Consider the following 20,864-nt stretch of genomic DNA (forward strand, 5'->3'; position numbering starts at 1 on the left):
TGTCGCAGGCCGAAGCCTGCATCACGCGGCGGCCGCGTCGCCTGCCTGCTTTGCAGCCACCTGCGACAGCAGCCCGCGCAGCCAGCGGTGCGCCGCCTGGTGCTGCGAGCGGTCGTGCCACAGCTGGTAGAAGCGCATGCGCGGAAAGCCCTCGGGCGCCGGCACCGCCACCACCGGCAGGGTGCGCACGAACTGCATGGCGAAGTGGCGGGCCGTGGTGAACACCAGGTCGCTGTCGGCCACCAGGTGCGGCGCCACCGCGTAGTAGGGAACCACCACCCGTGCATCCCGCGACACCCGCAGCCCTGCGAGGTGCGTCTCGATCACCGCCCGGTGCGCACTGGCCAGCGGCAAGGGCACCACGTGCGGCGCGGCCAGGTAGCGCTCCAGCGTCATCGTGCCCTTGGCAAGCGGGTTGCGCTTGCCCATGAGGCACACCAACTCGTCCTCCAGCAGCAGCGACAGGTGCAGGCGCTCGGGCGGCTGCGGCCAGTTTCCGATGACGATGTCGAGTTCGCCATGGGCAAGCGCGCGCTCGTAGTCGTAGTCTGCCGTGAGCGAGTGCACCACCAGTCGCGCGTTGGGCGCCTCCACCCGGAAACGCGCCACCACGTCGCCCATGAAGCTCGCGGCCAGGTAGTCGGGCGAGGCGACGGTGAAGGTCATGGCGCTGGCGCGCGGCTCGAAGGCCTCCGGCCCGGCCAGCATGTGGTCGATGTCCAGCAGCACGCCGCGCGCGCGTTCGCGCAGCAGCAGGGCGCGCTCGGTGGGCACCATGCTGCCGCGCTCGCGCACCAGGATCGGGTCGCCGAAGGCCTCGCGCAGGCGGCGCAGGGCGGCACTGATGGCCGGCTGCGTCTGGTTCATGCGCACCGCGACCCGCGACACGCTGCGCTCGGCGACCAGTGCGACCAGCACACGCAGCAGGTAGACGTCGATCGGATCGTTGGCACGTGACATGGCAAGCGCGCTAGGCTCCTCCTTCCAGGGGCACTATCAGAAAGCGTTATGTCGCCCATTATGAAAGGCGCGCGCCGCCATCCTCCTTTGTGCCTACATTCCGCCTGCACACCAACGGCCACACAACAGGCAGAGCCCCAAGGAGACAAACCCATGACCTCGCAAGCCGCCGCGGCCCCGGCCCGGCAATCCCCCCAACGCAGCGAACTCGACCTTGCCTACCGCAAGATCTTCTTCCGCCTCATCCCCTTCCTGATGCTCCTGTGGGTGCTGGCCTGGATCGATCGGGTCAACATCGGCTTCATCAAGCTGACGATGCTCGATGACCTGAAGTGGAGCGAAGCCGTGTACGGCCTGGGCGCCGGCATCTTCTTCCTGGGCTACTTCTTCTTCGAGGTGCCCAGCAACCTGCTCCTGCAGAAGATCGGTGCCAAGAAGACCATCATGCGCATCACCATCGGCTGGGGGCTCACCTCCATCGCCACGATGTTCGTGACCACGCCCGTGATGTTCTATTCGCTGCGCTTCCTGCTGGGGGTGTTCGAGGCGGGCTTCTATCCCGGCATCATTCTCTACCTCACCTACTGGTTCCCGAACGACCGGCGCGCCAAGGCCTTCGGCATGTTCATGTCGGCCTCCGCTTTTGCCGGGGTGATCGGCGGCCCGCTGGCCGGCACGATCATGAACAACCTGAACGGCGTCAACGGCTGGGCCGGCTGGCAGTGGGTGCTGCTGCTCGAGGGCATTCCCTCGGTGCTGGCCGGTATCGCCACCTTCTTCTACCTGACCGACAGGCCCGGGCAGGCCCTGTGGCTGACCGAGCGCCAGCGCCAGCTGGTGCATGCCGACCTGGAGCGTGACCGCCAGGCCCTCGGCCACCGCGAGCACAGCATGCTGGCCGCGCTGAAGGACGGGAAGATCTGGCTCCTGATCCTGATCTTCTTCTGCATCATCGCGGCCAACTCTTCGCTGACCTTCTACGGCCCCACGCTGGTCAAGGAAGTGGGCTTTACCAACCCGCTGACCGTGGGCTGGATCATGGCGGCGGCCTACCTGTGCGGCGCGGCCGGCATGATCTGGAACGGCTTCCACTCCGACCGCCACCAGGAATCCCGCTGGCACTGCGGCCTGGCCGCCGCGCTGGGCGCCGGCTCGCTGCTCGTGGTCGCCCTGGCCCTGGGCCGCAGCCCCGCCATCGTCGTGCTGGTGGGCCTGGCGCTGGCCATCGTCGGCACTATGAGCGCCATCCCCGTGTTCTGGCAGATGCCCAACCGCTTCCTGGCCGGCACCGCGGCCGCCGGCGGCGTGGCACTGATCAACTCCATCGCCAATCTGGCCGGCTTCGGCGCCCCGTGGATGCTGGGCCTGATCAAGACCGCCACCGGCAGCCTGGCCCCTGGCCTGTACGTGGTGGCCGGCGTGGAGATCTGCGCCACGCTGCTCATCCTGGCCTTCGTGCCGGCCTTCCGCAAGGAAGCCCGGATGGGCGCCACCGCACCCGCGCATTGAACCCGAGCCGCATCACATCCAAGGGAAGCATTCCGCCATGACCGTCATTTCGCAGCAACAACGCCTGGACCTCGCCGCGCTCAACGCGATGGACCGCGACGACTTCGTCGCCGCCGTGGGCCCGACCTTCGAGAATTCGCCCTGGGTGGCCGAGGCCGCCTGGTCGCGCCGGCCCTTCGCCAGCATCGACGCGCTGCACGCGGCCATGCTCGATGCCGTGCGCCAGGCGCCCGAGGAACGCCGGCTGGCCTTCCTGCGCGGCCACCCCGAACTCGCCGGCCACGAGGCCCGTGCCGGCACCATGACCCGCGAGTCGGTGGGCGAGCAGAACAGCGCAGGCCTCGACGCACTCAGCAGCGAGGAACTGCAGGAGATGCAGCGCCTGAACCTTGCCTACCGCGAGCGGCACGGCTTCCCCTTCATCATCGCCGTGCGCCGCAGCACCAAAGAGCAGATCTTCGACGCCATGCGCAGGCGAACCGCCCAGGGCACCGCCACCGAACGGGGCGCCGCGCTGGAACAGATCGGCTTCATCACCCGCGGCCGCATCGACGCCCTGCTGGCCGGCTGAGGCCGCCCTCCCCTGCTTTCCCTTCATCTGCCTGCCTGGTGCGCCGCGGCGTCCCGGCCTGGCATGTCGCACCCTGAAATCGCAATCGCATCACACCCACGACGGAGCCTTGCCATGACGACGACGACGACGACGAATCAGACAGCACCTCGGCTCGCACGAAGGCAGTTCGCCTTGTCGGGCCTGGCCCTCGGCGCCGCGGCCTTCGCGGTGCCCCATGCCGCCAGGGCACAGGCCGGCGCCCCGCCCGCCGGCCCGGCCCAGGCCAGCGGCCCGATCCTGCTGCATGGCGTGAGCCCTCGCCTCACGGTGCATGCGCTGGACACTTACAACGGCGCGGCGGCCACCGGCCTGCGCATCGACTTCTCCTCGAAAAAGGGTGGCGGTGGCTACGAGCTGATCCGCAGCATCGTGGTCAACGGCAACGGCCGTTCGGACGAGCCGCTGCTGATCGGCGAGAGCTACCAGCCCGGCGAGTACGAGCTGCTGCTGCACGTGGACGAGTACTTCTCGCGCAAGCAGGCCAGGCTGCCGATGCAGCCCTTCCTGTCCAAGCTGCCGGTGCGCGTGCGCGTGGTGAACGTGGCCGAGCGCATCCACCTGCCGATCCAGTTCGGGCCGTGGAGCTACACCTATTCGCGCGGAAGCTGAGACAGGCAATTCGATAGGACCACAAGGAGACGCTCATGACCGGCATCACCACCCACGTGCTCAACATCACCACCGGCCGGCCGCTGACCGGCCTGCAGGTGGACCTCTACGACGTGGCGACCGAACCGCCCACCCGGCTGAACAGCACCCGCACCAACGCCGACGGCCGAACCGATTCGCCCATGCTGGCGCCGCAGTCGGCCCGCGCCGGGCACTTCGAGCTGCGCTTCCACGTCGGCGACTTCTTCAAGGCGAGCGACGGGCTCTCGGACGTGGTGCCCGTGCGATTCGCCGTGATGGACGCTGCCCAGCACTTCCACGTGCCCATGCTGTGCTCGCCGTGGTTCTTTTCCACCTACCGCGGCAGCTGAGCCAGACAACGACCGGAGAACCCAAGAGAAATGAACCAAGACCCCAACGCAGAGAAGTACCTCGTCGACTCCATCCGCCTGGCCATGGAGAACGTGCGCCAGCGCAAGACCTGGCCTTTCGGCGCCGTGATCGCGCGCGATGGCGCGGTGATCGCCACCGCGGTGAACGAGGTCGATGCACTGTGCGACCCCACCGCCCATGCCGAGATGCAGGTGGTGCGCGCCGCCGCCAAGGTGCTGGGCAGCACGGACCTGTCGGGCACCACGGTGTACGCCAGCGGCTACCCCTGCTCGATGTGCCTCACGGCCATGTACCTGGCGGGCGTGAAGAAGGTCTACTACGCCTACTCCAACGAGGATGGCGAACCCTACGATCTCTCGGCCGAGCGCGGCTACATCGAGATTGCGCGGCCTATCGAGGAGCGCGAGATGAAGATCGAGGGATTGCGGGCGCGCGACCGGAACGACGAGGACCTGTACGAGGCGTGGAAGCGCGTGGCGCCCTGACGAAGCGCGGCCGGTTGCAAGCGGCTTAGAAATGAAAATGGGCCCCGGTCGGGGCCCATTTCGTTTGGAGGAGAGGGAGGGATTCGAACCCTCGGTGGGCTATGAACCCACGCCTGATTTCGAGTCAGGTACATTAGACCACTCTGCCACCTCTCCGGTGCGTGTCTGTCGAGCCTGCGATTCTAGCAGGCTTTTCAAAGCTTCCCGTTTTTCCGAGGTGCCTTTCAGGCCTTCAGCACTGCTTGGCCGCCAAGGTAGGGCTGCAGCGCGGCCGGCACGACGATGGAACCGTCGGCCTGCTGGTGGTTCTCCAGCACCGCCACCAGCGTGCGGCCCACGGCCAGGCCGGAGCCGTTGAGGGTGTGCACCAGCTCGTTGCGGCCCTGGGCGTTCTTGAAGCGCGCCTGAAGGCGGCGGGCCTGGAAGGCCTCGCAGTTGGACACCGAGCTGATCTCGCGGTACGTGTCCTGCGCCGGCAGCCACACTTCCAGGTCGTAGGTCTTGGTCGAGCCGAAGCCCATGTCACCGGTGCACAGCAGCACCACACGATAGGGCAACTCCAGCGCCTGCAGCACGGCCTCGGCGTGGCGCGTCATCTCTTCCAGCGCCTCGTAGCTCTTTTCCGGGTGCGTGATCTGCACCATCTCGACCTTGTCGAACTGGTGCTGGCGAATCATGCCGCGCGTGTCGCGTCCGGCGCTGCCCGCTTCCGAACGGAAGCAGGGGCTGTGGGCGGTGAGGCGGATCGGCAGCGTGGCCTCGGGCACGATTTCGTCGCGCACGAAGTTGGTCAGCGGCACCTCGGCGGTGGGGATCAGGTAGAGCGCCGTCAGGTCGGGTTGCGCCTCGCCTTCCTGGCCGCCCTTGCGCGCGGCGAAAAGGTCGCCCTCGAACTTGGGCAGCTGGCCCGTGCCGCGCAGCGTCTCGCCGTTGACGATGTAGGGCACGTAGCACTCGGTGTAGCCGTGCTTGAGCGTCTGCGTGTCGAGCATGAACTGCGCGAGCGCGCGGTGCAGTCGGGCAATGGTGCCCTTCATCACGGTGAAGCGCGAGCCGGCGAGCTTCACGCCGGTCTCGAAGTCCAGGCCCAGCGGGCCGCCCAGCTCCACGTGGTCCTTGGGCGTGAAGCCCAGGGGCGTGGCCGCGCCGCCCTCGCCGCCCTTGGGGCTCCAGCGGCGGACCTCGACGTTGGCATGCTCGTCTTCACCGACCGGCACGCTCTCGTGCGGCAGGTTGGGCACGGCCAGCAGCAGGGCCTGCAGCTCGGGCTGGATCTCTTCCAGGCGCGCCGCGGACGACTCCTGCTCGCCCTTGAGCGCGTTGACCTCGGTCATCAGCGCATCCACCGGCTCGCCCTTGGCCTTGAGGGGGCCGATCTGCTTGTTCAGCGCATTGCGCCGCGCCTGGATCTCCTCGGTGCGGGTCTGCAGGCGCTTGCGCTCGGCCTCCAGCGCGGAGAAGGCGGCGACGTCCAAGTAGGGCTGCGGGTTCTTGCGCTTTTCCAGGCCGGCCACCGCGCTGGCGAGGTCTTTGCGTAACAGAGTGATATCGAGCATGTTTCCGATTTTAGGCGGCCCCATGACGGCGCTAGGATGCTCGGCTTCCTTCGTCGTTCCTCACCCACAAGGAGATGAATCGCCATGCAAGCCTATCTCGCCTTCGACGGCAACGCGACCGAGGCACTTTCGTTCTATGCCAAGTGCCTGGACGGAAAGATCGTGTTCTCAATGACCTTTGCCGAGAGCCCCATGGCCAAGGACACGCCCGACAGCCACAAGAACAAGATCATGCATGCCACCCTGGAGGCGCAGGGCCACCAGCTGATGGCCTCCGACATGCCGCCGGGCATGCCGCACGAGGGCTTCAAGGGTTTCTCGCTTTCGGTGCAGGGCAAGAGCGTGGAGGAAGGCAAGCGCCTGTTCGATGCGCTGTCCGCCGGCGGGAAGGTGACCATGCCTTATGGCGAGACCTTCTGGGCGAAAGGCTTCGGCATGCTGGAGGACAAGTTCGGGGTGCCTTGGATGGTCAACTGCGAGCACTGACTGCCCCCCGGCTTTTCACTCCGCTTCGCTTCGTGTAATTCGCCACCCCCCGAGGGGGAGACTCCGCCTGCGGCCCGGCAAAGCCGGTTCCGCGGCGAGGGCTGGCTTCGGGGTCTGTCACGCCGGCTGGGAGGGGCCACCTGCGGACTACGTCCGCGGTGGGGTGCGCGCTCAGTTCAGGCTGGCGGGGTCCACGTTGGCGCCGCAGATGATCAGGCAGATCTTTTCGCCAGGCTGGGGGCGGTAGGTGCCTGATTGCAGCGCGGCCAGCGGCAGCGCGGCGGCGGGCTCGACGGCGAGCTTCAGTTCCTTCCACAGCCACAGCTGCGCGCTGCGGATGGCTGTGTCGGGCAGCAGCAGGGCATCGCGTACGTGGGCCTGGGTGTGCTCCCAGGCCAGGGCGCCGATGCGGCGCGCGCCCAGCGAGTCGGCGGCGATGCCGCTCACTTCCACATCCACGGGCTCGCCAGCTTCTCGGGCGCGGAACAGGGTGGGCGCCTGCTCGGGCTCCAGCGACACCACGCGGCTGCGTGTCTCGAACCAGGCGGCCAGGCCGCCGATGAGGCCGCCGCCGCCCACGCTGACGAGCACGCTGGCGGGCAGGCCGCCCTGCGCCTCGATCTCGCGGCCCAGGGTGCCGGCGCCGGCCACCACTTCGGGCTGGTCGTAGGCATGGGTCAGCAGCGCGCCGCTCTCGCGCTGGCGCGCCAGGCAGGCGGCCAGGGCATCGGCATAGGCGGCGCCCCCGACCACCACCTTGGCGCCCAGCGAACGCAGGCGCGCGCGCTTGGCCTCGGAAGAGATCTCGGGCAGGAACACCTCGCAATGCACGCCCAGCGCCTGCGCTGCGCCGGCGGTGGCGATGCCGGCATTGCCGCCCGAGGCCACGATTGCCCCGCTTTCGGGGATGTCGTGTGACAGCAGCCGGTTCATCATGCCGCGCGCCTTGAAGCTGCCGCTGGCCTGCAGGTGCTCAAGCTTGAGCCAGATCTCGACGCCCGATCGTTCGATGCCGAAGAGCGCGCCGGGCAGCTTCCAAAGCGGCGTCTCGCGCACGTAGCCGCGGCCCTGCTCGCGCAGCCGCTGCGCAGCCGCCTCGATGTCCGCACGCCAGCTCACGAGATGTGCCCCGGGTGCTTCTGGCCTTCCAGCTTCAGGCCCTTGGGCAGCGGGAACTTGATGGTTTCCTCGATGCCGCTCATCTTGCGCACCGACACTGCGCCCAAGGCGCGGATGCGCTCGATCACTTCCTTGACCAGCACCTCGGGCGCCGACGCGCCCGCCGTGAGGCCCACGCGCGTCTTGCCCTCGAACCACTGCGCTTTCAGTTCGTCGGCCGAATCGACCATGTAGCTCTCGGTGCCCAGGCGCTGCGCCAGCTCGCGCAGGCGGTTGCTGTTGGAGCTGGTGGGGCTGCCCACCACGATCACGATGTCCACCTGGGGGCTCAGTACCTTCACCGCATCCTGGCGATTTTGCGTGGCATAGCAGATGTCCTGCTGCTTGGGCTCGCGCACGCTGGGAAAGCGCGCGCGCACGGCCGCGGCGATGTCGGCCGCGTCGTCCACCGACAGCGTGGTCTGCGTGACCACCGCAAGCTTCTCGGTCTGCCCCGGCTGCACGCGGGCCACGTCCTTCACGTCCTCCACCAGGTGGATGCCGCTGGACAGCTGGCCCATGGTGCCTTCCACCTCGGGGTGCCCCTTGTGGCCGATCATGATGAATTCGAAGCCTTCCCTGGCCAGCTTCGCAACCTCGACGTGCACCTTGGTCACCAGCGGACAGGTGGCGTCGAAGATGGAGAAGCCGCGCGCACGCGCCTCGGCCTCCACCGCTTTGCTCACGCCGTGGGCACTGAAGACCAGGGTGGCGCCAGGCGGGACTTCGTCCAGTTCCTCGATGAAGATCGCGCCCTTGGCCTTCAGTTCGTTCACGACGTAGGTGTTGTGCACGATCTCGTGGCGCACGTAGATGGGCGCGCCGAACTTGGCGATGGCGCGTTCCACGATCTCGATGGCACGGTCCACGCCGGCGCAGAAGCCCCGCGGCTCGGCCAGGATGATCTCGTTGACGGCACTCATGGGGTTCACAGCACGCCGATCAGCCGGACCTCGAAGGTCACGGGCTGGCCGGCCAGGGGATGGTTGAAGTCGAAGCGCACCGCGGTGTCGCTCAGCTCGGTCACGGCGCCAGCGTAGCTGCCCTGCCCGTCGGGCGTGGGGAACTGCACCACGTCGCCAAGCTGGTACTTCTCGTCGGGGTCGCCCATCTTGGCCAGCAGGCTGCGGGCCACCCATTGCTGCATCTCGGGGTTGCGCTCGCCGAAGGCCTCGCCGGCCGGCAGCTCGAAGGTCACGTGGGCGCCCTCGGCCAGGCCGAGCAGGCGCTGCTCCATGGCCGGCGACAGCTCGCCCGTTCCCAGCGACAGCGTGGCGGGCTTGTCGTTGAAGGTGTTGATGACGTCGCCCGCCGGGCCCGACAGCCGGTAGTGCAGGGTGAGGAAGGCGCCGGGCGTCACAACGACGGCGGCATCGGCGGAATTAGGCGCAGACAAGGTGGGGAGCCCCGATAAACTGATCCCCGTATTTTAGGGAGGGGGGTCAAAGGCCCCGAAGCACCATGTCTTTCAAGGACCTGCCCCTGGGGGCGCGCCCGCGCGAAAAGCTCATCGCGCGTGGTCCTGCGGCGCTGGACGACGCCGAATTGCTGGCCCTGCTGCTGCGCACCGGCATCGCCGGCAAGAACGTGCTGCAGCTGGCGCAGGAGCTGCTCGATCGCTTCGGCGGGCTCTCGGGCCTGCTGAACGCCAGCCTGGACGAGCTGGCCCAGGTCAAGGGGCTGGGCGGCAGCGCCAAGCGGGCCGAGGTGGCGGCGGTGCTGGAGCTGGCCCGCCGTGCCCTGGCCGAGCGGCTCAGGGAGCGGACGATGTTCGAGTCCCCCGAGGCCGTCAAGAACTACCTGCGCCTGTCCATCGGCAGCAAGGCGCACGAGGTGTTCGCCGTGCTTTTCCTGGACTCGCAGCACCGGATGATCGCCATGGAGGAGCTGTTCCGCGGCACGCTGAGCCAGGCCAGCGTCTATCCGCGCGAGGTGGTGATGCGGGCCCTGCAGCTGCACGCCGCTGCGGTGGTGCTGGCCCACAACCATCCCAGCGGCTGCGCCGAGCCCTCGCGCGCCGACGAGGCACTGACCCAGGCGCTGCGCGCCGCCCTGGCGCTGATCGACGTGCGCGTGCTGGACCACGTGATCGTCGCCCGCGAGGTGGCCCTGTCGATGGCCGAGCGCGGGCTCATGTAGCCGCGGCGTCGATTCCCGCGCGCCCCGGGCGGCCAGGGCTGGTCCCGTACGATGCGTCCATGCCTTCCAAAGGACCTACTTTCAAGACCCTGGCCGATCTCAAGGGCGTGCAGCGGCAGTTGGCCGAGCAGCAGGAGAAGGCCGCGGCCGAGGCCGCCGCACGCGCCGCCCAGCAGAAGAAGAAGCACGCCGAGCAGGACCTGTTCGCCCGCGCCATCGGCGCCACCCAGCCGCTGCGCAACCACCAGAAGCTCGCGGTGCCCCTCGCGCCCGAGCCGCCGCCGCCCATTCCCATGCAGCACCAGCTCGACGAGCAGCGCGTGCTGCGGGAAGCGATGTCTGACGAGTTCGACGTCAGCACCCTGCTCGATGCCGACGACGCCATGAGTTTCCGGCGCCCCGGCATCGGCACCGACGTGACACGCAAGCTGCGCGGGGGCGAATGGTCGATCCAGCGCGAGATCGACCTGCACGGCATGCGCAGCGACGAGGCGCGCGAAGCGCTGTCGCAGTTCATCCGCACATCTTTCAAGCAGGGCCTGCGCTGCGTGCGCGTGGTGCACGGCAAAGGCCTGGGCTCGCCCGGGCGCCAGCCGGTGCTGAAGGTGAAGGCGCAGCGCTGGCTGATCCAGAAGGTCGAGGTGCTGGCCTTCGTGCAGGCCCGCCCGGCCGAAGGCGGCGCCGGCGCGCTTCTGGTGCTGCTGGCGCCGGGGTCGCGCTAGAAGGCGCTCAGGCCAGCAGGCTCTTGAGCGGCACGGCCGGATCGGCCGCCTGTTCCGGCGGCGGGTTGCGGCCGGCTTCGAGCAGCTTGCGGCTCATCATGTGGTCCACCGGCGCGTTGACCGACTCGACGCACACCAGCTTGCCGTCCACGTAGTGCAGCAGCGAGAAGGCGCTGTCGTTGGGCCCCGGCCGGCGCACGCTCGCCAGCCCGGGCGTTCCCTCGGCCGGCATCAGGCCGGCCATCTGCAGGCGCAGGCTGCCCTGGTCGGACCAGAACCACGCGATGGCGTCGTGCTCGCGCGCCGCGCCGGTGAGGGTGGCAACCGCAGTTCGCGCCTGGTCGTTGGCGTTCTGCACCGACTCCAGCCGCAGCGCGCGACCGGCACGGCGGTCCGGGAAGCGCGTGCAGTCGCCCACGGCCAGCACGGCGGGGTCGCTGGTCTGCATGTGGGCGTCGACCACGATGCCGTCGGCGCACTCCAGCCCGCTGGCCTGCGCCAGCGCCGTTTCCGGCACGCCGCCGATGCCCAGCAGCAGCAGGTCCACCGGCTGGCGCTGGCCGTTGACCTCGAGCGCGGCCAGGCGGCCGTCCTCGAGCTCGAAGCCGCCCACGGCGGCGCCCAGATCGATCTCCATGCCGGCGGCGCGGTGGGTCTGCAGCACGTGTTTCGACAGGGCCGGCGAGACGGCGCGGCCCAGCAGGCGCGGCGCCACCTCGATCACGCGCACCTTCTTGCCCAGCGCCAGCGCAGTGCAGGCCACTTCCAGGCCGATGAAGCCGCCGCCCAGCACGGTGACATGCCCGGCCTGGGCGAGGCGCTCGCGCAGGCGCTGGGCCTCGTCGGCCGCGCGCAGGGTGATGACGTTGTCCAGCGGCGCATCGCCCAGCGCCGGCAGGCGGCGCGCGCGGCTGCCGGTGGCCAGCACCAGCTTCTCCCAGGGGAGCACGGCGCCCGAGCGCAGCGACACCGTGTGGGCTGCACGGTCGATGGCCACCACCGGGTCGCCCAGGTGCAGATGGATGCCCGAGTCCTGGAACCAGTTCGGGGGCCGGTGCGGCTGGGTGGCCTGGTCCGCGCTCTTGAGAAAGGTCTTGGACAAGGGCGGGCGGTGATAGGGCTCGCAGGCCTCTTCGCACACGAGGTGCACGCGCGCGGCCTGGCCAGCCTCGGCCAGCCCTGCACACAGCTGGGCAGCGGCATGGCCGCCGCCGACGATGACGATGGAATTCATGGAGGTCCTGTCTGGGTCTCTGTCGTTATCGGTTGCGCATCCAGTCGGCGGTCTGGAAGAAGCTGTTGCGAAGCCGCTCTCGCAGCCCCTCGGGAACGCCGGTCTCCCCCATGGCCTGGTCCATGCAGGCCAGCCACTCGTCGCGCTCCTTGATGCCGATGGCATGGCCGCCGATGCTCTGGGGCATGTGGCGGGCGCGCAGCATGGGGTGGCCGAAACGGTCGGTGTAGTGGGAAGGTCCGCCCAGCCAGCCGCACAGGAACCAGAACAGGCGCTGGCGCGCGTTGTCCAGCGAGGGGCCATGGACCGCGCGCAGGCGGGCATAGGCAGGCTCGAGCTCCATCAGGTCGTAGAAACGGTCGACCAGCGCCTTCACCTTGTCTTCGCCGCCTATCCATTCGAAGGGCGTGTCGAAGGGCGGCTTTTCTTCAATCTGCATGGTCGCGAGTATCGCCTTGGCGCCAATTCCTCCGGGCCGCTGCGGCGTTTCGTGGAATTGTTGACAGCCGCAGGGATTGACGCGGCCGACCCGGATGTCCTGACGCCGGGCTTCATTAACAATTGGTTAAAACTTTGGGTCTCCCACGCCATGGACGCAGCGCAATTGTTCGGCACCATCATTCGCATCCTGAACCAGCCGGTCTTCCCGCCGCGCGCCAAATCGGCTCACGCGGCCAAGACGCGGGCCGTTGCCGGTCGTCCGCATGTCAATGCCGCCCCCCCGGCCCGTGCAGAAGTCGTGCGGCCCTCGGTGCCGACCGGCCCCGCCCCCATCACCGTGACTCCCGTGTCGGTTCGCGCAACCCTGGCCCCGGTCACGCCCGCCCCCGCCACCACGCAGGCCCAGCGCACCCTGGATGAAGTCCGGGCCGACCTGGCGCGCCTGCGCGACCAGGCCAAGCGCCGCCAGGCGGCCAATGCACAGGCCCGCCGCGACCAGGCCTTCGCGCCCACCGATTTCATGGCCTTCGGCCAGGGCGACGCCGCCAGCCCGGCCGCCCCGGCGCCCAGCCGAGCCTTCGCCCCGACCGACTTCATGGATTTCGGAACGGGCAAGCCCTCCTGATCTCCTGCGCCCTTTGCGCATTACTTTGCATGCCGGTGGCCAAGTGAATCCTTTTCACTGACTCGCCGCACTGAAGACAGTCTTTTACACTTTGTGAGACGTTGCCGGGGCGCAGACCGCACCCGCAGGCCGATCGCAACAGAACGACGAGATCCGGAGACAAGATGCAAGACAGTCACGCGGGCGAGTCCGGCCCGAATCCCTCAGGCAAAAGCGCTCGAGTCCGCGCCGCCGCCCGCCTCCCCCTTCTGGCCGCCCTGCTGCTGGCCAGCGCCGCGACCTCGGCCCAGGGCCTGGTGATCGGCGTGACCGAAGGCGTGACCTACCGCGCCACCGACCCCGAGATCGAGGCCAAGTTCGCCCCCATCGCCGAGGCGCTGGGCAAGGCGCTGAAGCAGCCCGTCAGCATCAAGGTGCTGAGCACCTACAACGCCTCGCGCGCCGCCATGCAGCAGCAGCAGGTGGACGTGGTCTTCCTGCATCCGGCCCACCTGGCCTTCGAATCCACCAAGTCGGGCCGCTACAAGTCGGTGGCCTGGACCTCCGGCTACACCGACTACAAGGTGTCCTTCCTGTGCAAGGACGCGCAGCCGATCTCCAACTGGAAGGAATTCGCCGGCAAGAGCCTGGTCACGCCCGACCCGGACTCGATCACCGCCGTCATCACCCGCGCCATGCTGCGCGAGCAGGGCCTGCAGGACGGCAGCGTGAAGCTGTCGACCACCCGCTACCAGGACGCGGTGCCCTTCTATGTGCAGAACGGCTTCACCGCCTATGGCGCGACCGCCTCGGCGGGCGTGATCAGGGCCTGGAAGGGCACGGGCGGCAAGACCTGTGCCGAATCCCGCGCGGTGCCGATCAAGCAGTGGCTGGCCTCGAGCAAGCTGGACGCGACCACCACCGCCACGGTGCGCGAGACGCTGCTGGAGCTGTCGACCACCGACGCCGGCAAGAAGGCGCTCGCCACCTCGGGCTACACCTCCTTCGTCGCGCCTTCGGCCGAACTGGAGAAGACCCTGACGAGCTGGCTGGGCGTCTGAGCCTTCGGCCAGCTGGCCGACCCTAAGTCGACGCCTTCGTGCACCCGGTGCTCGAAGGCGTTCTTCATTGCGCTACTCGGAGGCGCGCCGCAGCGTGGCCACCACCGGACGGCGCAGCACCTCGCGAAGGCCCCACCAGCCCGCCGCCAGCGCCAGCACCGCGCCGGCCAGGGCACCGCCCAGCGGCACCAGCGGCGAGGCGGTCCAGGTGAATTCGAAGACGTAGCGCGCCAGGGCCCAGCCGATCACCGAGGCGACGATGCTGGCCAGCAGCCCCGCCAGCAAGCCCACGCCCGCCAGCTCGGCGCGCTGCACCTGGCGCAGGAGGCTCGCGCGCGCGCCCACGGCCCGCATGATGGCGAACTCGCGCGCCCGCTCCTCGCGCGTGGCGCTGACTGCCGCGAACAGCACCACCAGCCCGGCCGCGAGCGTGAAGCCGAAGAGGAACTCCACCGCGCGGATCACCTGGTCCAGCACCCGCTGCACCTGGCCGATGGTCGCGCTCATGTCGACGTTGGTGATGTTGGGAAAGGCCCGCACCAGCGCGTTGTCGAAGCCGTTCTTCTCCGGCGCGCGGAAGGCGGCCATGTAGGTGACGGGCACGTCGGGCAGCGCGGCCACGGTGTACATCACGAAGAAGTTGGCATGCAGCGAGCCCCAGTCCACCTTGCGCAGCGAGGTGATCTTCGAGTCGTTCTGCACGCCGCCGATGTCGAAGCGCAGCGTGTCGCCCAGCTTCATGCCCAGGGTGGTGGCCAGGCCCTCCTCCACGCTGACCTCGCCCGGCGCATCGGGCGTCCAGCGGCCGGCGACGATGCCGTTGTGCTCCGGCGCCTCGGCGCTGTTGCTGAGGTTGAACTCGCGGTCCACCAGGCGGCGGGCGCGGTCGTCGGTGTAGTCGTCGGGCGAGACGGCCTTGCCGTTGATGGCCACCAGGCGCCCGCGGATCATGGGATACCAGTCGTACTTGCCCACGCCGGCGTCGCGCAGCGCTTTTTGGAAGGGCGCGTTCTGCTCGGGCATGACGTTGATGACGAATCGGTTGGGCGCGTCCGGCGGCGTGGCGCGGCGCCAGCTGGCCACCAGGTCGGTGCGCAGCAGCACCAGCAGGATGAGCGCCAGCAGGCCCACGGCCAGCGCGCTCACCTGCACCACGGTGTAGACCGGCCGCGCCGAGATCTGCCGCGTGGCCAGCACCAGCCAGCGCGGCGCGGTGCCCTCGTTGACGCTGCGGCGCAGCAGCTTGACGGCCAGCCAGCTCAGCACCGCGAACACGGCCACCGCGACCATGAAGCCGCCGACGGCGATCAGCCCCAGCTTGAGGTCGCTGCTGGCCGCCAGCAGCAGCGTGGCGAAGCCGGCCACGCCCACGCCCAATACCACGAGCGAGGCCGGCTTGAGGTTGCCCACGTCGCGGCGGATCACGCGCAGCGGCGGCACCTGCGCCAGCTGCAGCACCGGCGGCAGGCCGAAGGCGAACAGCAGGGTCAGGCCCATGCCAAGGCCGAAGGCCACCGGCCACAGCGTGGGCGCCGGCAGCGAGCTTTCGACGAGGCCGGCCAGCAACAGCACGAAGACGTAGTGCACGGCGAAGCCCATCAGCACGCCGATGGCACTGGCCACCAGGCCGATCAGCGCGAACTCGAAGGCATAGGCTCCGGCGATGGTGCGCTGGCTCTGGCCCAGCACGCGCAGCATGGCGCAGTCGTCCAGGTGGTTGGCCGCGAAGCCGCGCGCGGCCAGTGCCACCGCCACGGCCGACAGCAGCGCAGCGAGCAGTGCCACCAGGTTGAGGAATTTCTCGGCGCGGTCCAGCGTCTGGCGCATCTCGGGCCGGCCGCTCTCGAAGGACTCCAGGCGCGCGCCGCGCAGCTCGCCCTTCTTCAGCGCCTCGTCGGTCCAGTCGTTGAAGGCCTTCACCGCGCGCTCTTCGCCTGCCACGGCGAAGCGGTAGCGCACCCGGCTGGCCGGCTGCACCAGGCCCGTCGCGGCCACGTCGGCCTGGTTGAGCATCACGCGGGGCGCGAAGCTCATGAAGCCGGCGCCGCGATCGGGCTCCAGCACGATGATGCGGGCGATGCGCAGGGCCGAGTCGCCCAGCAGCAGCTTGTCGCCCATCTTCAGGCCGAGCGCCTCGAGCAGCGGACCGTCGATCCACACCTCGCCGCGCTCGGGAATTCCTTGCGTGGCCTCGCCGGTGTCGCCGGCCTGGGTGCTGGTCTGCAGCTTGCCGCGCAGCGGGTAGCCAGCGCCCACGGCCTTGAGCGCCACCAGCTTGCTGGCGCCGCCCTGCGCCTCGTCGGCGCGGGCCATGGTCGGGAAGTTGTAGTTGATGGTGCCCTGCAGGCCCAGCGCGCGGGCCCGCTCGATGAAAGCGTCGGGCGTGGGGTTGTCGCTGGCCAGCACCGAGTCGCCGCCCAGCAGCTGGCGCGCATCGCGCTGCAGGCCGCCCTTGAGCCGGTCGGCGAAGAAGCCCACCGCGGTGAGCGCCGCCACCGCCAGCATCACCGCCACCATCAGGAGGCGCAGTTCCCCGGCGCGCAGGTCGCGCCAGAGTGTGCGCCAGCCCAGGCGCCATGCGGAAGAAGTGGTGTGGGTGCTCATGGGCGCGGACGTTAACCCAAGTGGGAATGGGCCTTCGCCGCTCGCAGGCATTCGCTCCCGAGGAGACCTGCCACGAGGCCGCGAATCCGAAGAAGCGGCCCCCCGTTCAGGGAAGCTTGGATTTCGCCTCCGAGTGACTCGGGTGCCAGGAGCCTACTTGAACCCCCACAGGTGCGGCAGCCAGGTGCTGATCGCCGGCACGAAGGTCAGCAACAGCAGCACCGCGCCGTGCGCCCACAGGAAGGGCTTGAGCTCGCGCACCAGCTGCGACATCGGCACCCGCGAGACGTTGCAGGTGACGAAGAGCAGCCCGCCCACCGGCGGCGTGATCATGCCCAGCGTGAGGTTGTAGATCACGATCATCGCGAAGTGGATCGGGTCGATGCCCAGCTTCAGCGCCACCGGCGCGAGGATGGGCGCGAGCACCATCACCCCTGGCAGCGGCTCGATGAAGATGCCGAAGAGCAGCAGGAAGATGTTCACGATGATGAGGAACATCCACGGCGACAGGTTCATGGCCGCCAGCCACTCGGCCAGTTGCTGCGGCACGTTCTCGATGGTGAGGATCCACGCGAACGAGGCCGACAGCCCGATGATGATCAGCACCGAAGCCGAGAGCAGCGCCGAGCGCGAGAGGATGTCCGGCAGCGCCTTCCACTCCAGCGTGCGGTAGACGAACTTGCCGCACACCAGCGCGTAGAACACCGCCACCACCGAGGCCTCGGTGGGCGTGAACCAGCCCGCGCGCATGCCGCCCAGGATCACCACCGGCAGCAGGATGGCGGGAATGGCCTTCCATGTGGTGATGAGCACCTCGCGCATGGGCGGCATGCCGCCGTCGCCCTTGTAGTTGCGCTTCTTCGAGACGTAGAAGTTGACCACGCACATCGCCACCGCGATCAGCACGCCCGGCAGCAGGCCGGCCACGAAGAGGCTGCCCACCGACACGCTGTCGTCCTGCAGGGCGTAGATGATCATGATGATCGAAGGCGGGATGATCGGCCCCACGATCGCCGTGGACGCAGTGAGCGCCGCGGCGTACGAGCGGTCGTAGCCGGCCTTGTCCATCATCTTGATCAGCATCGAGCCCGGGCCGGCCGCATCGGCCAGCGCCGAGCCGGAAATGCCCGAGAAGAAGGTGAGCGAGACCACGTTGGTGTAGCCCAGGCCGCCGCGGCGGTGCCCGACGAACTGCCCGGCGAAGCGCAGCAGCACCTCGGTGAGCGAGCCGCCGCTCATCAGCTCGGCGGCCAGGATGAAGAAGGGCACCGCCATCAGCGGGAAGCTGTCGATGCCGGTGAAGGTTTCCTTCAGCAGCACCATGAGCGGGTAGGACTCGGCCAGGATCAGCGTGGTGGCGGTGGCCAGGCCCAGCGCGAAAGCCACCGGCACGCCGATGGCCAGGAACACGCAGGCCGACGCGATGAGAAGCAGGCTGGCGTTCATAGCGAGGCGCTTGCTGCCGCATCGAAGTGCGCGTCGGATGCGAATTCGCGCCTGAGCACGTAGCCCCGCACGATCAGGGCCCAGTGCACCACCAGCAGGATGCCGCCGAGCATCATGGCGCTGTAGATGTAGGCAAAGGGAATCTGCGTCACGGCCGTGAGCTGGAACATGGTGCGCTGCATGTAAAGCCAGCCGTACCAGACCATGAAGCCGAAGAAGGCGAAGAGCAGCAGCGCGACGACCGCGCGCATGGCGATGGCGCCCTTGGGCGGCAGCGCGTCCTGCAGGTTCTCCACCGCGATGTGGCCGCCGTAGCGCAGCACCGGGCCGGCGCCCAGGAAGGTGAGCCAGATCATCATGTGGCGCGACACTTCCTCGGCCCACTCCAGCGAGTTGCTGGTGAGGTAGCGCATGGCCACGTTGACGAAGATGATGACGGACATGGACGCGAGCAGCAGGATCAGCACCCACCGGTTCGCAGCCAGGAAATAGCGTTCGAAGGTTTTCACGGACGGACTGTTGTTGTTGGATCTCTGGAAAGACGCAACCGCCCGGGGCCATTGCTGGCCCGCAGGGCGGTGCGGGGGCGGCGCGCGCGCCGCTTACTTCACGTCGGAGATCTTCTTGATGTTGTCCGCGCCGAATTCCTTCGCATAGCCCACGTAGGCCGGCTTGAGCGCTTCGCGGAAGGCGTTGCCGTCGACGTTGCGCACGACCTTCATGCCGTCCTTCTCGAGCTGGGCGATGCCGTTGTTCTCGTCCTCGTTGACCTTCTTGCGCTGGGCGGCACCGGCACTGCGCGCGGCGTCGAGGAAGACCTTCTTGTCGGCGTCGGACAGCTTGTTCCACACGCGCGGCGACAGCAGCAGCAGCGCGGGCGAATACACGTGGCCGGTGAGCGAGAGGTGGTTCTGCACCTGCGCGAACTTGGCCGACAGGATCACGGGGATGGGGTTCTCCTGGCCGTCGACCGTGCCCTGCTGCAGTGCGCCGAACAGCTCGGGGAAGGCCATGGGCGTGGGCAGGATGCCGAAGGTGCGGTAGCCGTCCATGTGCACCTTGTTCTCCATGGTGCGCATCTTCAGGCCGGCAGCGTCGGAGGGCTTGACGATGTCGCGCTTGCTGTTGGTCATGTGGCGAAAGCCGTTCTCCGTCCAGGCCAGCGCGATGATGCCCTTGCTGGGGAACTTGGCGAGGATGTCCTGGCCGATGGGGCCGTCCATCACCTTGCGCGCATGGTCGTAGTCGCGGAAGAGGAAGGGGATGTCGACGATCTTCACCTCGGGCACGAAGTTGCCTACCGGGCCGGTGGAGGTGTTCACCAGGTCCTGCGTGCCCAGCTGCACGGCCTCGATCTGCTCGCGCTCGCCGCCCAGGGCGGAATTGGGGAAGTGCTGGCACTTGTAGCGGCCTTGCGTGCCCTTCTCGACCTCGTCGCAGAACACCGTGGAACCGACGCCGTAGTGCGAGTCCTTCGTGGTGGCGTAGCCGATCTTCAGGGTGGTGGTCTGGGCGAAAGCACTGGCGCTGAGGGCGAGCGAAAGGCAGGCGGCAAGGGTGCCGAGTTTCATGGTGTCTCCGGGGAGGTTTTTGACAAGAAAGCGGTTTCTCGGACTATGCCGCAAGCGAGGGCTTTCCCTCGTCGGGGCTTTCACCGAGCTTTCATAGCACGCACCACGAAACTGCAGTCGTGTATGGCGCCGGAGCACGCGGATGTGCGACAGCAACCGGCGCGGATCTCCCGCGCCGCGGACCTCAGCCGGCCGACGAGCCGCGCTCGATCAACTGCCCCGGCAGCAGCAGTTGCCGCGGTGGCCCTTCGAAGCCCTGCAGCCGCTCGATGAGGCAGGTGGCGGCCGTGTGCCCGATGGCGTCGGTCGGCTGCGCGATGGTCGACAGGCCCGGGCCGACCAGCGGCGCCCACTCGGTGTCGTCGAAGCCGACGAAACCCAGTTCCTGCCCGAAGCTCCAGCCCAGCCGCGTCATCGCCGCGGCCACGCGCAGCGTGACCACCGAGTTGCCGGCCAGCACCGCCGCGCGGCGGCCGCGCACGGCGCGCTTCTTCAGCGCGCGCAGGGCATCGTCGAGCGCGTCATGCGCTTCGGGATGCGACTCGTCCTGGCACTCGAACACGTTGCCGGCCATGCGCGATGCCTGCGCCTTCGCGCACTCGCCGAAGGCCGCGATGCGCTCGCGCCGCGAACTGACGCCCTTGGAAGGCTCGGAGATGTAGAGCAGCTCGCGATAGCCGCCGGCCGCGAGATGCTCGCAGGCCGACTGCATGGCGGCCGCGTTGTCCAGCGACACGAAGTCCGCATGCATGCCGGGATGGCGCCGGTCGACCAGCACCGCCGGCTTGCCGTGCAGCGCATCCGGATCGACGGCGCTCGCGCCGCGTCCCAGGGTGTTGAGGATGAAGCCGTCCACCTGGTAGCGCGCCAGCGCATCGATGGCCTCGCGCTCGCGGCTGCCGTCGTTGCCGAGGTTGAACAGCATGAGCAGGTAGCCGGCCTGCTGGCAGGCTTTCTCCGCGCCGCGCAGCACGGCCACCGAGAAGGGATTGCTGACGTCCGCCACCACCAGGCCGATGAGGCGCGAGCGCCCGCGGCTGAGCGCCTGCGCCATCGGGCTGGGCGCATAGGACAGGGCCGCGACCGCGGCTTCCACCTTGGCGGCGATGTCGGGGCTCAGCAGCCGCTCGCGGTGGTTGAGAAAGCGCGAGACCGTGGCCTTGGAAACGCCCGCCTTCTTCGCCACGTCGGCGATGGTGGCGCGCCCCGCGGGCCGTTGTACCGAGGTGCGGGTGCTCATTGCAGGACCTCCCTACCTTGAACTGCCATGCGA

At 68.7% G+C, this 20,864-nt stretch carries 22 protein-coding genes and 1 tRNA gene; 10 read left to right on the forward strand and 13 right to left on the reverse strand.

Features of this window, described 5'->3' with window-relative positions:
• Nucleotides 1-21: 21 nt before the first annotated feature.
• A complete protein-coding gene (locus BM345_RS03020) occupies nt 22-960 on the reverse strand; it encodes a LysR substrate-binding domain-containing protein (protein WP_093375427.1) in 939 nt (312 codons plus the stop codon).
• A gap of 153 nt (nt 961-1,113) precedes the next feature.
• On the opposite strand from BM345_RS03020, the gene BM345_RS03025 reads away from it, so the two are divergent.
• From BM345_RS03025 to BM345_RS03045, 5 genes are all read left to right on the forward strand, one after another.
• On the forward strand, nt 1,114-2,469 hold the full coding sequence (locus BM345_RS03025; protein WP_093375429.1) for an MFS transporter: 1,356 nt from the start codon (nt 1,114-1,116) through the stop codon (nt 2,467-2,469).
• Between the two features lie 37 nt (nt 2,470-2,506).
• The gene (gene uraD / locus BM345_RS03030) at nt 2,507-3,040 is read left to right on the forward strand and encodes a 2-oxo-4-hydroxy-4-carboxy-5-ureidoimidazoline decarboxylase (RefSeq protein WP_093375431.1); all 534 of its coding nucleotides are present in this window, start codon (nt 2,507-2,509) and stop codon (nt 3,038-3,040) included.
• Between the two features lie 114 nt (nt 3,041-3,154).
• Complete coding sequence (locus BM345_RS03035; RefSeq protein ID WP_093375433.1) at nt 3,155-3,691, forward strand: hydroxyisourate hydrolase; 537 nt, start codon at nt 3,155-3,157, stop codon at nt 3,689-3,691.
• A 35-nt stretch (nt 3,692-3,726) separates the two neighbouring features.
• The gene (uraH, locus tag BM345_RS03040) at nt 3,727-4,062 is read left to right on the forward strand and encodes a hydroxyisourate hydrolase (RefSeq protein ID WP_093375435.1); all 336 of its coding nucleotides are present in this window, start codon (nt 3,727-3,729) and stop codon (nt 4,060-4,062) included.
• Between the two features lie 30 nt (nt 4,063-4,092).
• Nucleotides 4,093-4,569 carry a nucleoside deaminase gene (locus tag BM345_RS03045; protein ID WP_093375437.1) on the forward strand — a complete coding sequence of 159 codons (477 nt, stop codon included), beginning with the start codon at nt 4,093-4,095 and terminating at the stop codon, nt 4,567-4,569.
• A gap of 65 nt (nt 4,570-4,634) precedes the next feature.
• Here BM345_RS03045 and BM345_RS03050 read toward each other — a convergent pair.
• Nucleotides 4,635-4,725, reverse strand: a tRNA-Ser gene (locus tag BM345_RS03050).
• A 68-nt stretch (nt 4,726-4,793) separates the two neighbouring features.
• Nucleotides 4,794-6,125, reverse strand: a complete 1,332-nt coding sequence (serS, locus tag BM345_RS03055; RefSeq protein ID WP_093375439.1) for a serine--tRNA ligase — start codon at nt 6,123-6,125, stop codon at nt 4,794-4,796.
• A gap of 84 nt (nt 6,126-6,209) precedes the next feature.
• Between serS and BM345_RS03060 the strand changes: the two genes are divergently transcribed.
• Entirely contained in the window at nt 6,210-6,611 is a 402-nt protein-coding gene (locus tag BM345_RS03060; protein ID WP_093375441.1) for a VOC family protein, read from the forward strand.
• A gap of 171 nt (nt 6,612-6,782) precedes the next feature.
• Here BM345_RS03060 and BM345_RS03065 read toward each other — a convergent pair whose 3' ends face one another.
• From BM345_RS03065 to BM345_RS03075, 3 genes are read right to left on the reverse strand one after another with little or no spacing between them, the layout of a single operon-like run.
• Complete coding sequence (locus BM345_RS03065; protein ID WP_093375443.1) at nt 6,783-7,730, reverse strand: threonine/serine dehydratase; 948 nt, start codon at nt 7,728-7,730, stop codon at nt 6,783-6,785.
• Nucleotides 7,727-8,692, reverse strand: a complete 966-nt coding sequence (gene ispH / locus BM345_RS03070) for a 4-hydroxy-3-methylbut-2-enyl diphosphate reductase (RefSeq protein ID WP_175544889.1) — start codon at nt 8,690-8,692, stop codon at nt 7,727-7,729. The genes BM345_RS03065 and ispH overlap by 4 nt, the downstream gene beginning before the upstream one ends.
• 5 nt (nt 8,693-8,697) lie before the next feature.
• A complete protein-coding gene (locus tag BM345_RS03075) occupies nt 8,698-9,165 on the reverse strand; it encodes an FKBP-type peptidyl-prolyl cis-trans isomerase (RefSeq protein ID WP_093375447.1) in 468 nt (155 codons plus the stop codon).
• A gap of 65 nt (nt 9,166-9,230) precedes the next feature.
• Here BM345_RS03075 and radC point away from each other — a divergent pair, with 65 nt between their 5' ends.
• Both radC and BM345_RS03085 read left to right on the forward strand, forming a co-directional pair.
• A complete protein-coding gene (gene radC / locus BM345_RS03080) occupies nt 9,231-9,908 on the forward strand; it encodes a RadC family protein (RefSeq protein WP_093375449.1) in 678 nt (225 codons plus the stop codon).
• A 59-nt stretch (nt 9,909-9,967) separates the two neighbouring features.
• Nucleotides 9,968-10,630, forward strand: coding sequence for a Smr/MutS family protein (locus BM345_RS03085; RefSeq protein WP_093375451.1), 663 nt, complete (start codon nt 9,968-9,970; stop codon nt 10,628-10,630).
• 7 nt (nt 10,631-10,637) lie between these two features.
• Here BM345_RS03085 and BM345_RS03090 read toward each other — a convergent pair whose 3' ends face one another.
• A complete protein-coding gene (locus BM345_RS03090; RefSeq protein ID WP_093375453.1) occupies nt 10,638-11,864 on the reverse strand; it encodes an NAD(P)/FAD-dependent oxidoreductase in 1,227 nt (408 codons plus the stop codon).
• Nucleotides 11,865-11,889: 25 nt separating this feature from the next.
• Nucleotides 11,890-12,303, reverse strand: coding sequence for a group II truncated hemoglobin (locus tag BM345_RS03095; protein ID WP_093375455.1), 414 nt, complete (start codon nt 12,301-12,303; stop codon nt 11,890-11,892).
• A gap of 150 nt (nt 12,304-12,453) precedes the next feature.
• Between BM345_RS03095 and BM345_RS03100 the strand changes: the two genes are divergently transcribed.
• Nucleotides 12,454-12,930, forward strand: a complete 477-nt coding sequence (locus tag BM345_RS03100) for a hypothetical protein (RefSeq protein WP_139237457.1) — start codon at nt 12,454-12,456, stop codon at nt 12,928-12,930.
• A gap of 164 nt (nt 12,931-13,094) precedes the next feature.
• Nucleotides 13,095-13,970, forward strand: coding sequence for a phosphate/phosphite/phosphonate ABC transporter substrate-binding protein (locus BM345_RS03105; protein WP_093375459.1), 876 nt, complete (start codon nt 13,095-13,097; stop codon nt 13,968-13,970).
• 72 nt (nt 13,971-14,042) lie between these two features.
• Here BM345_RS03105 and BM345_RS03110 read toward each other — a convergent pair whose 3' ends face one another.
• The 5 genes from BM345_RS03110 to BM345_RS03130 form a co-directional block, all read right to left on the reverse strand.
• Nucleotides 14,043-16,574 carry an ABC transporter permease gene (locus BM345_RS03110; RefSeq protein ID WP_093375461.1) on the reverse strand — a complete coding sequence of 844 codons (2,532 nt, stop codon included), beginning with the start codon at nt 16,572-16,574 and terminating at the stop codon, nt 14,043-14,045.
• Nucleotides 16,575-16,727: 153 nt separating this feature from the next.
• Nucleotides 16,728-18,020 carry a TRAP transporter large permease gene (locus BM345_RS03115; protein ID WP_093375463.1) on the reverse strand — a complete coding sequence of 431 codons (1,293 nt, stop codon included), beginning with the start codon at nt 18,018-18,020 and terminating at the stop codon, nt 16,728-16,730.
• Nucleotides 18,017-18,529, reverse strand: coding sequence for a TRAP transporter small permease (locus tag BM345_RS03120; RefSeq protein ID WP_093375465.1), 513 nt, complete (start codon nt 18,527-18,529; stop codon nt 18,017-18,019). Before BM345_RS03120 ends, BM345_RS03115 begins: the two co-directional genes overlap by 4 nt.
• A 93-nt stretch (nt 18,530-18,622) precedes the next feature.
• Entirely contained in the window at nt 18,623-19,591 is a 969-nt protein-coding gene (locus tag BM345_RS03125; protein WP_093375467.1) for a TRAP transporter substrate-binding protein, read from the reverse strand.
• 184 nt (nt 19,592-19,775) lie between these two features.
• The gene (locus tag BM345_RS03130) at nt 19,776-20,831 is read right to left on the reverse strand and encodes a LacI family DNA-binding transcriptional regulator (protein WP_093375469.1); all 1,056 of its coding nucleotides are present in this window, start codon (nt 20,829-20,831) and stop codon (nt 19,776-19,778) included.
• Between the last annotated feature and the right edge of the window lie 33 nt (nt 20,832-20,864).

Source organism: Variovorax sp. OV329 (assembly GCF_900114785.1).
Lineage (GTDB): Bacteria > Pseudomonadota > Gammaproteobacteria > Burkholderiales > Burkholderiaceae_C > Variovorax.

Bases quoted from the DNA above. Each gene is read 5' to 3' on its own strand.
- BM345_RS03020 (WP_093375427.1), bottom strand. From the start codon at position 960: ATGTCACGTGCCAACGATCCGATCGACGTCTACCTGCTGCGTGTGCTG.
- BM345_RS03025 (WP_093375429.1), top strand. From the start codon at position 1,114: ATGACCTCGCAAGCCGCCGCGGCCCCGGCCCGGCAATCCCCCCAACGC.
- uraD (WP_093375431.1), top strand. From the start codon at position 2,507: ATGACCGTCATTTCGCAGCAACAACGCCTGGACCTCGCCGCGCTCAAC.
- BM345_RS03035 (WP_093375433.1), top strand. From the start codon at position 3,155: ATGACGACGACGACGACGACGAATCAGACAGCACCTCGGCTCGCACGA.
- uraH (WP_093375435.1), top strand. From the start codon at position 3,727: ATGACCGGCATCACCACCCACGTGCTCAACATCACCACCGGCCGGCCG.
- BM345_RS03045 (WP_093375437.1), top strand. From the start codon at position 4,093: ATGAACCAAGACCCCAACGCAGAGAAGTACCTCGTCGACTCCATCCGC.
- serS (WP_093375439.1), bottom strand. From the start codon at position 6,125: ATGCTCGATATCACTCTGTTACGCAAAGACCTCGCCAGCGCGGTGGCC.
- BM345_RS03060 (WP_093375441.1), top strand. From the start codon at position 6,210: ATGCAAGCCTATCTCGCCTTCGACGGCAACGCGACCGAGGCACTTTCG.
- ispH (WP_175544889.1), bottom strand. From the start codon at position 8,692: ATGAGTGCCGTCAACGAGATCATCCTGGCCGAGCCGCGGGGCTTCTGC.
- radC (WP_093375449.1), top strand. From the start codon at position 9,231: ATGTCTTTCAAGGACCTGCCCCTGGGGGCGCGCCCGCGCGAAAAGCTC.
- BM345_RS03085 (WP_093375451.1), top strand. From the start codon at position 9,968: ATGCCTTCCAAAGGACCTACTTTCAAGACCCTGGCCGATCTCAAGGGC.
- BM345_RS03090 (WP_093375453.1), bottom strand. From the start codon at position 11,864: ATGAATTCCATCGTCATCGTCGGCGGCGGCCATGCCGCTGCCCAGCTG.
- BM345_RS03095 (WP_093375455.1), bottom strand. From the start codon at position 12,303: ATGCAGATTGAAGAAAAGCCGCCCTTCGACACGCCCTTCGAATGGATA.
- BM345_RS03100 (WP_139237457.1), top strand. From the start codon at position 12,454: ATGGACGCAGCGCAATTGTTCGGCACCATCATTCGCATCCTGAACCAG.
- BM345_RS03105 (WP_093375459.1), top strand. From the start codon at position 13,095: ATGCAAGACAGTCACGCGGGCGAGTCCGGCCCGAATCCCTCAGGCAAA.
- BM345_RS03110 (WP_093375461.1), bottom strand. From the start codon at position 16,574: ATGAGCACCCACACCACTTCTTCCGCATGGCGCCTGGGCTGGCGCACA.
- BM345_RS03115 (WP_093375463.1), bottom strand. From the start codon at position 18,020: ATGAACGCCAGCCTGCTTCTCATCGCGTCGGCCTGCGTGTTCCTGGCC.
- BM345_RS03125 (WP_093375467.1), bottom strand. From the start codon at position 19,591: ATGAAACTCGGCACCCTTGCCGCCTGCCTTTCGCTCGCCCTCAGCGCC.
- BM345_RS03130 (WP_093375469.1), bottom strand. From the start codon at position 20,831: ATGAGCACCCGCACCTCGGTACAACGGCCCGCGGGGCGCGCCACCATC.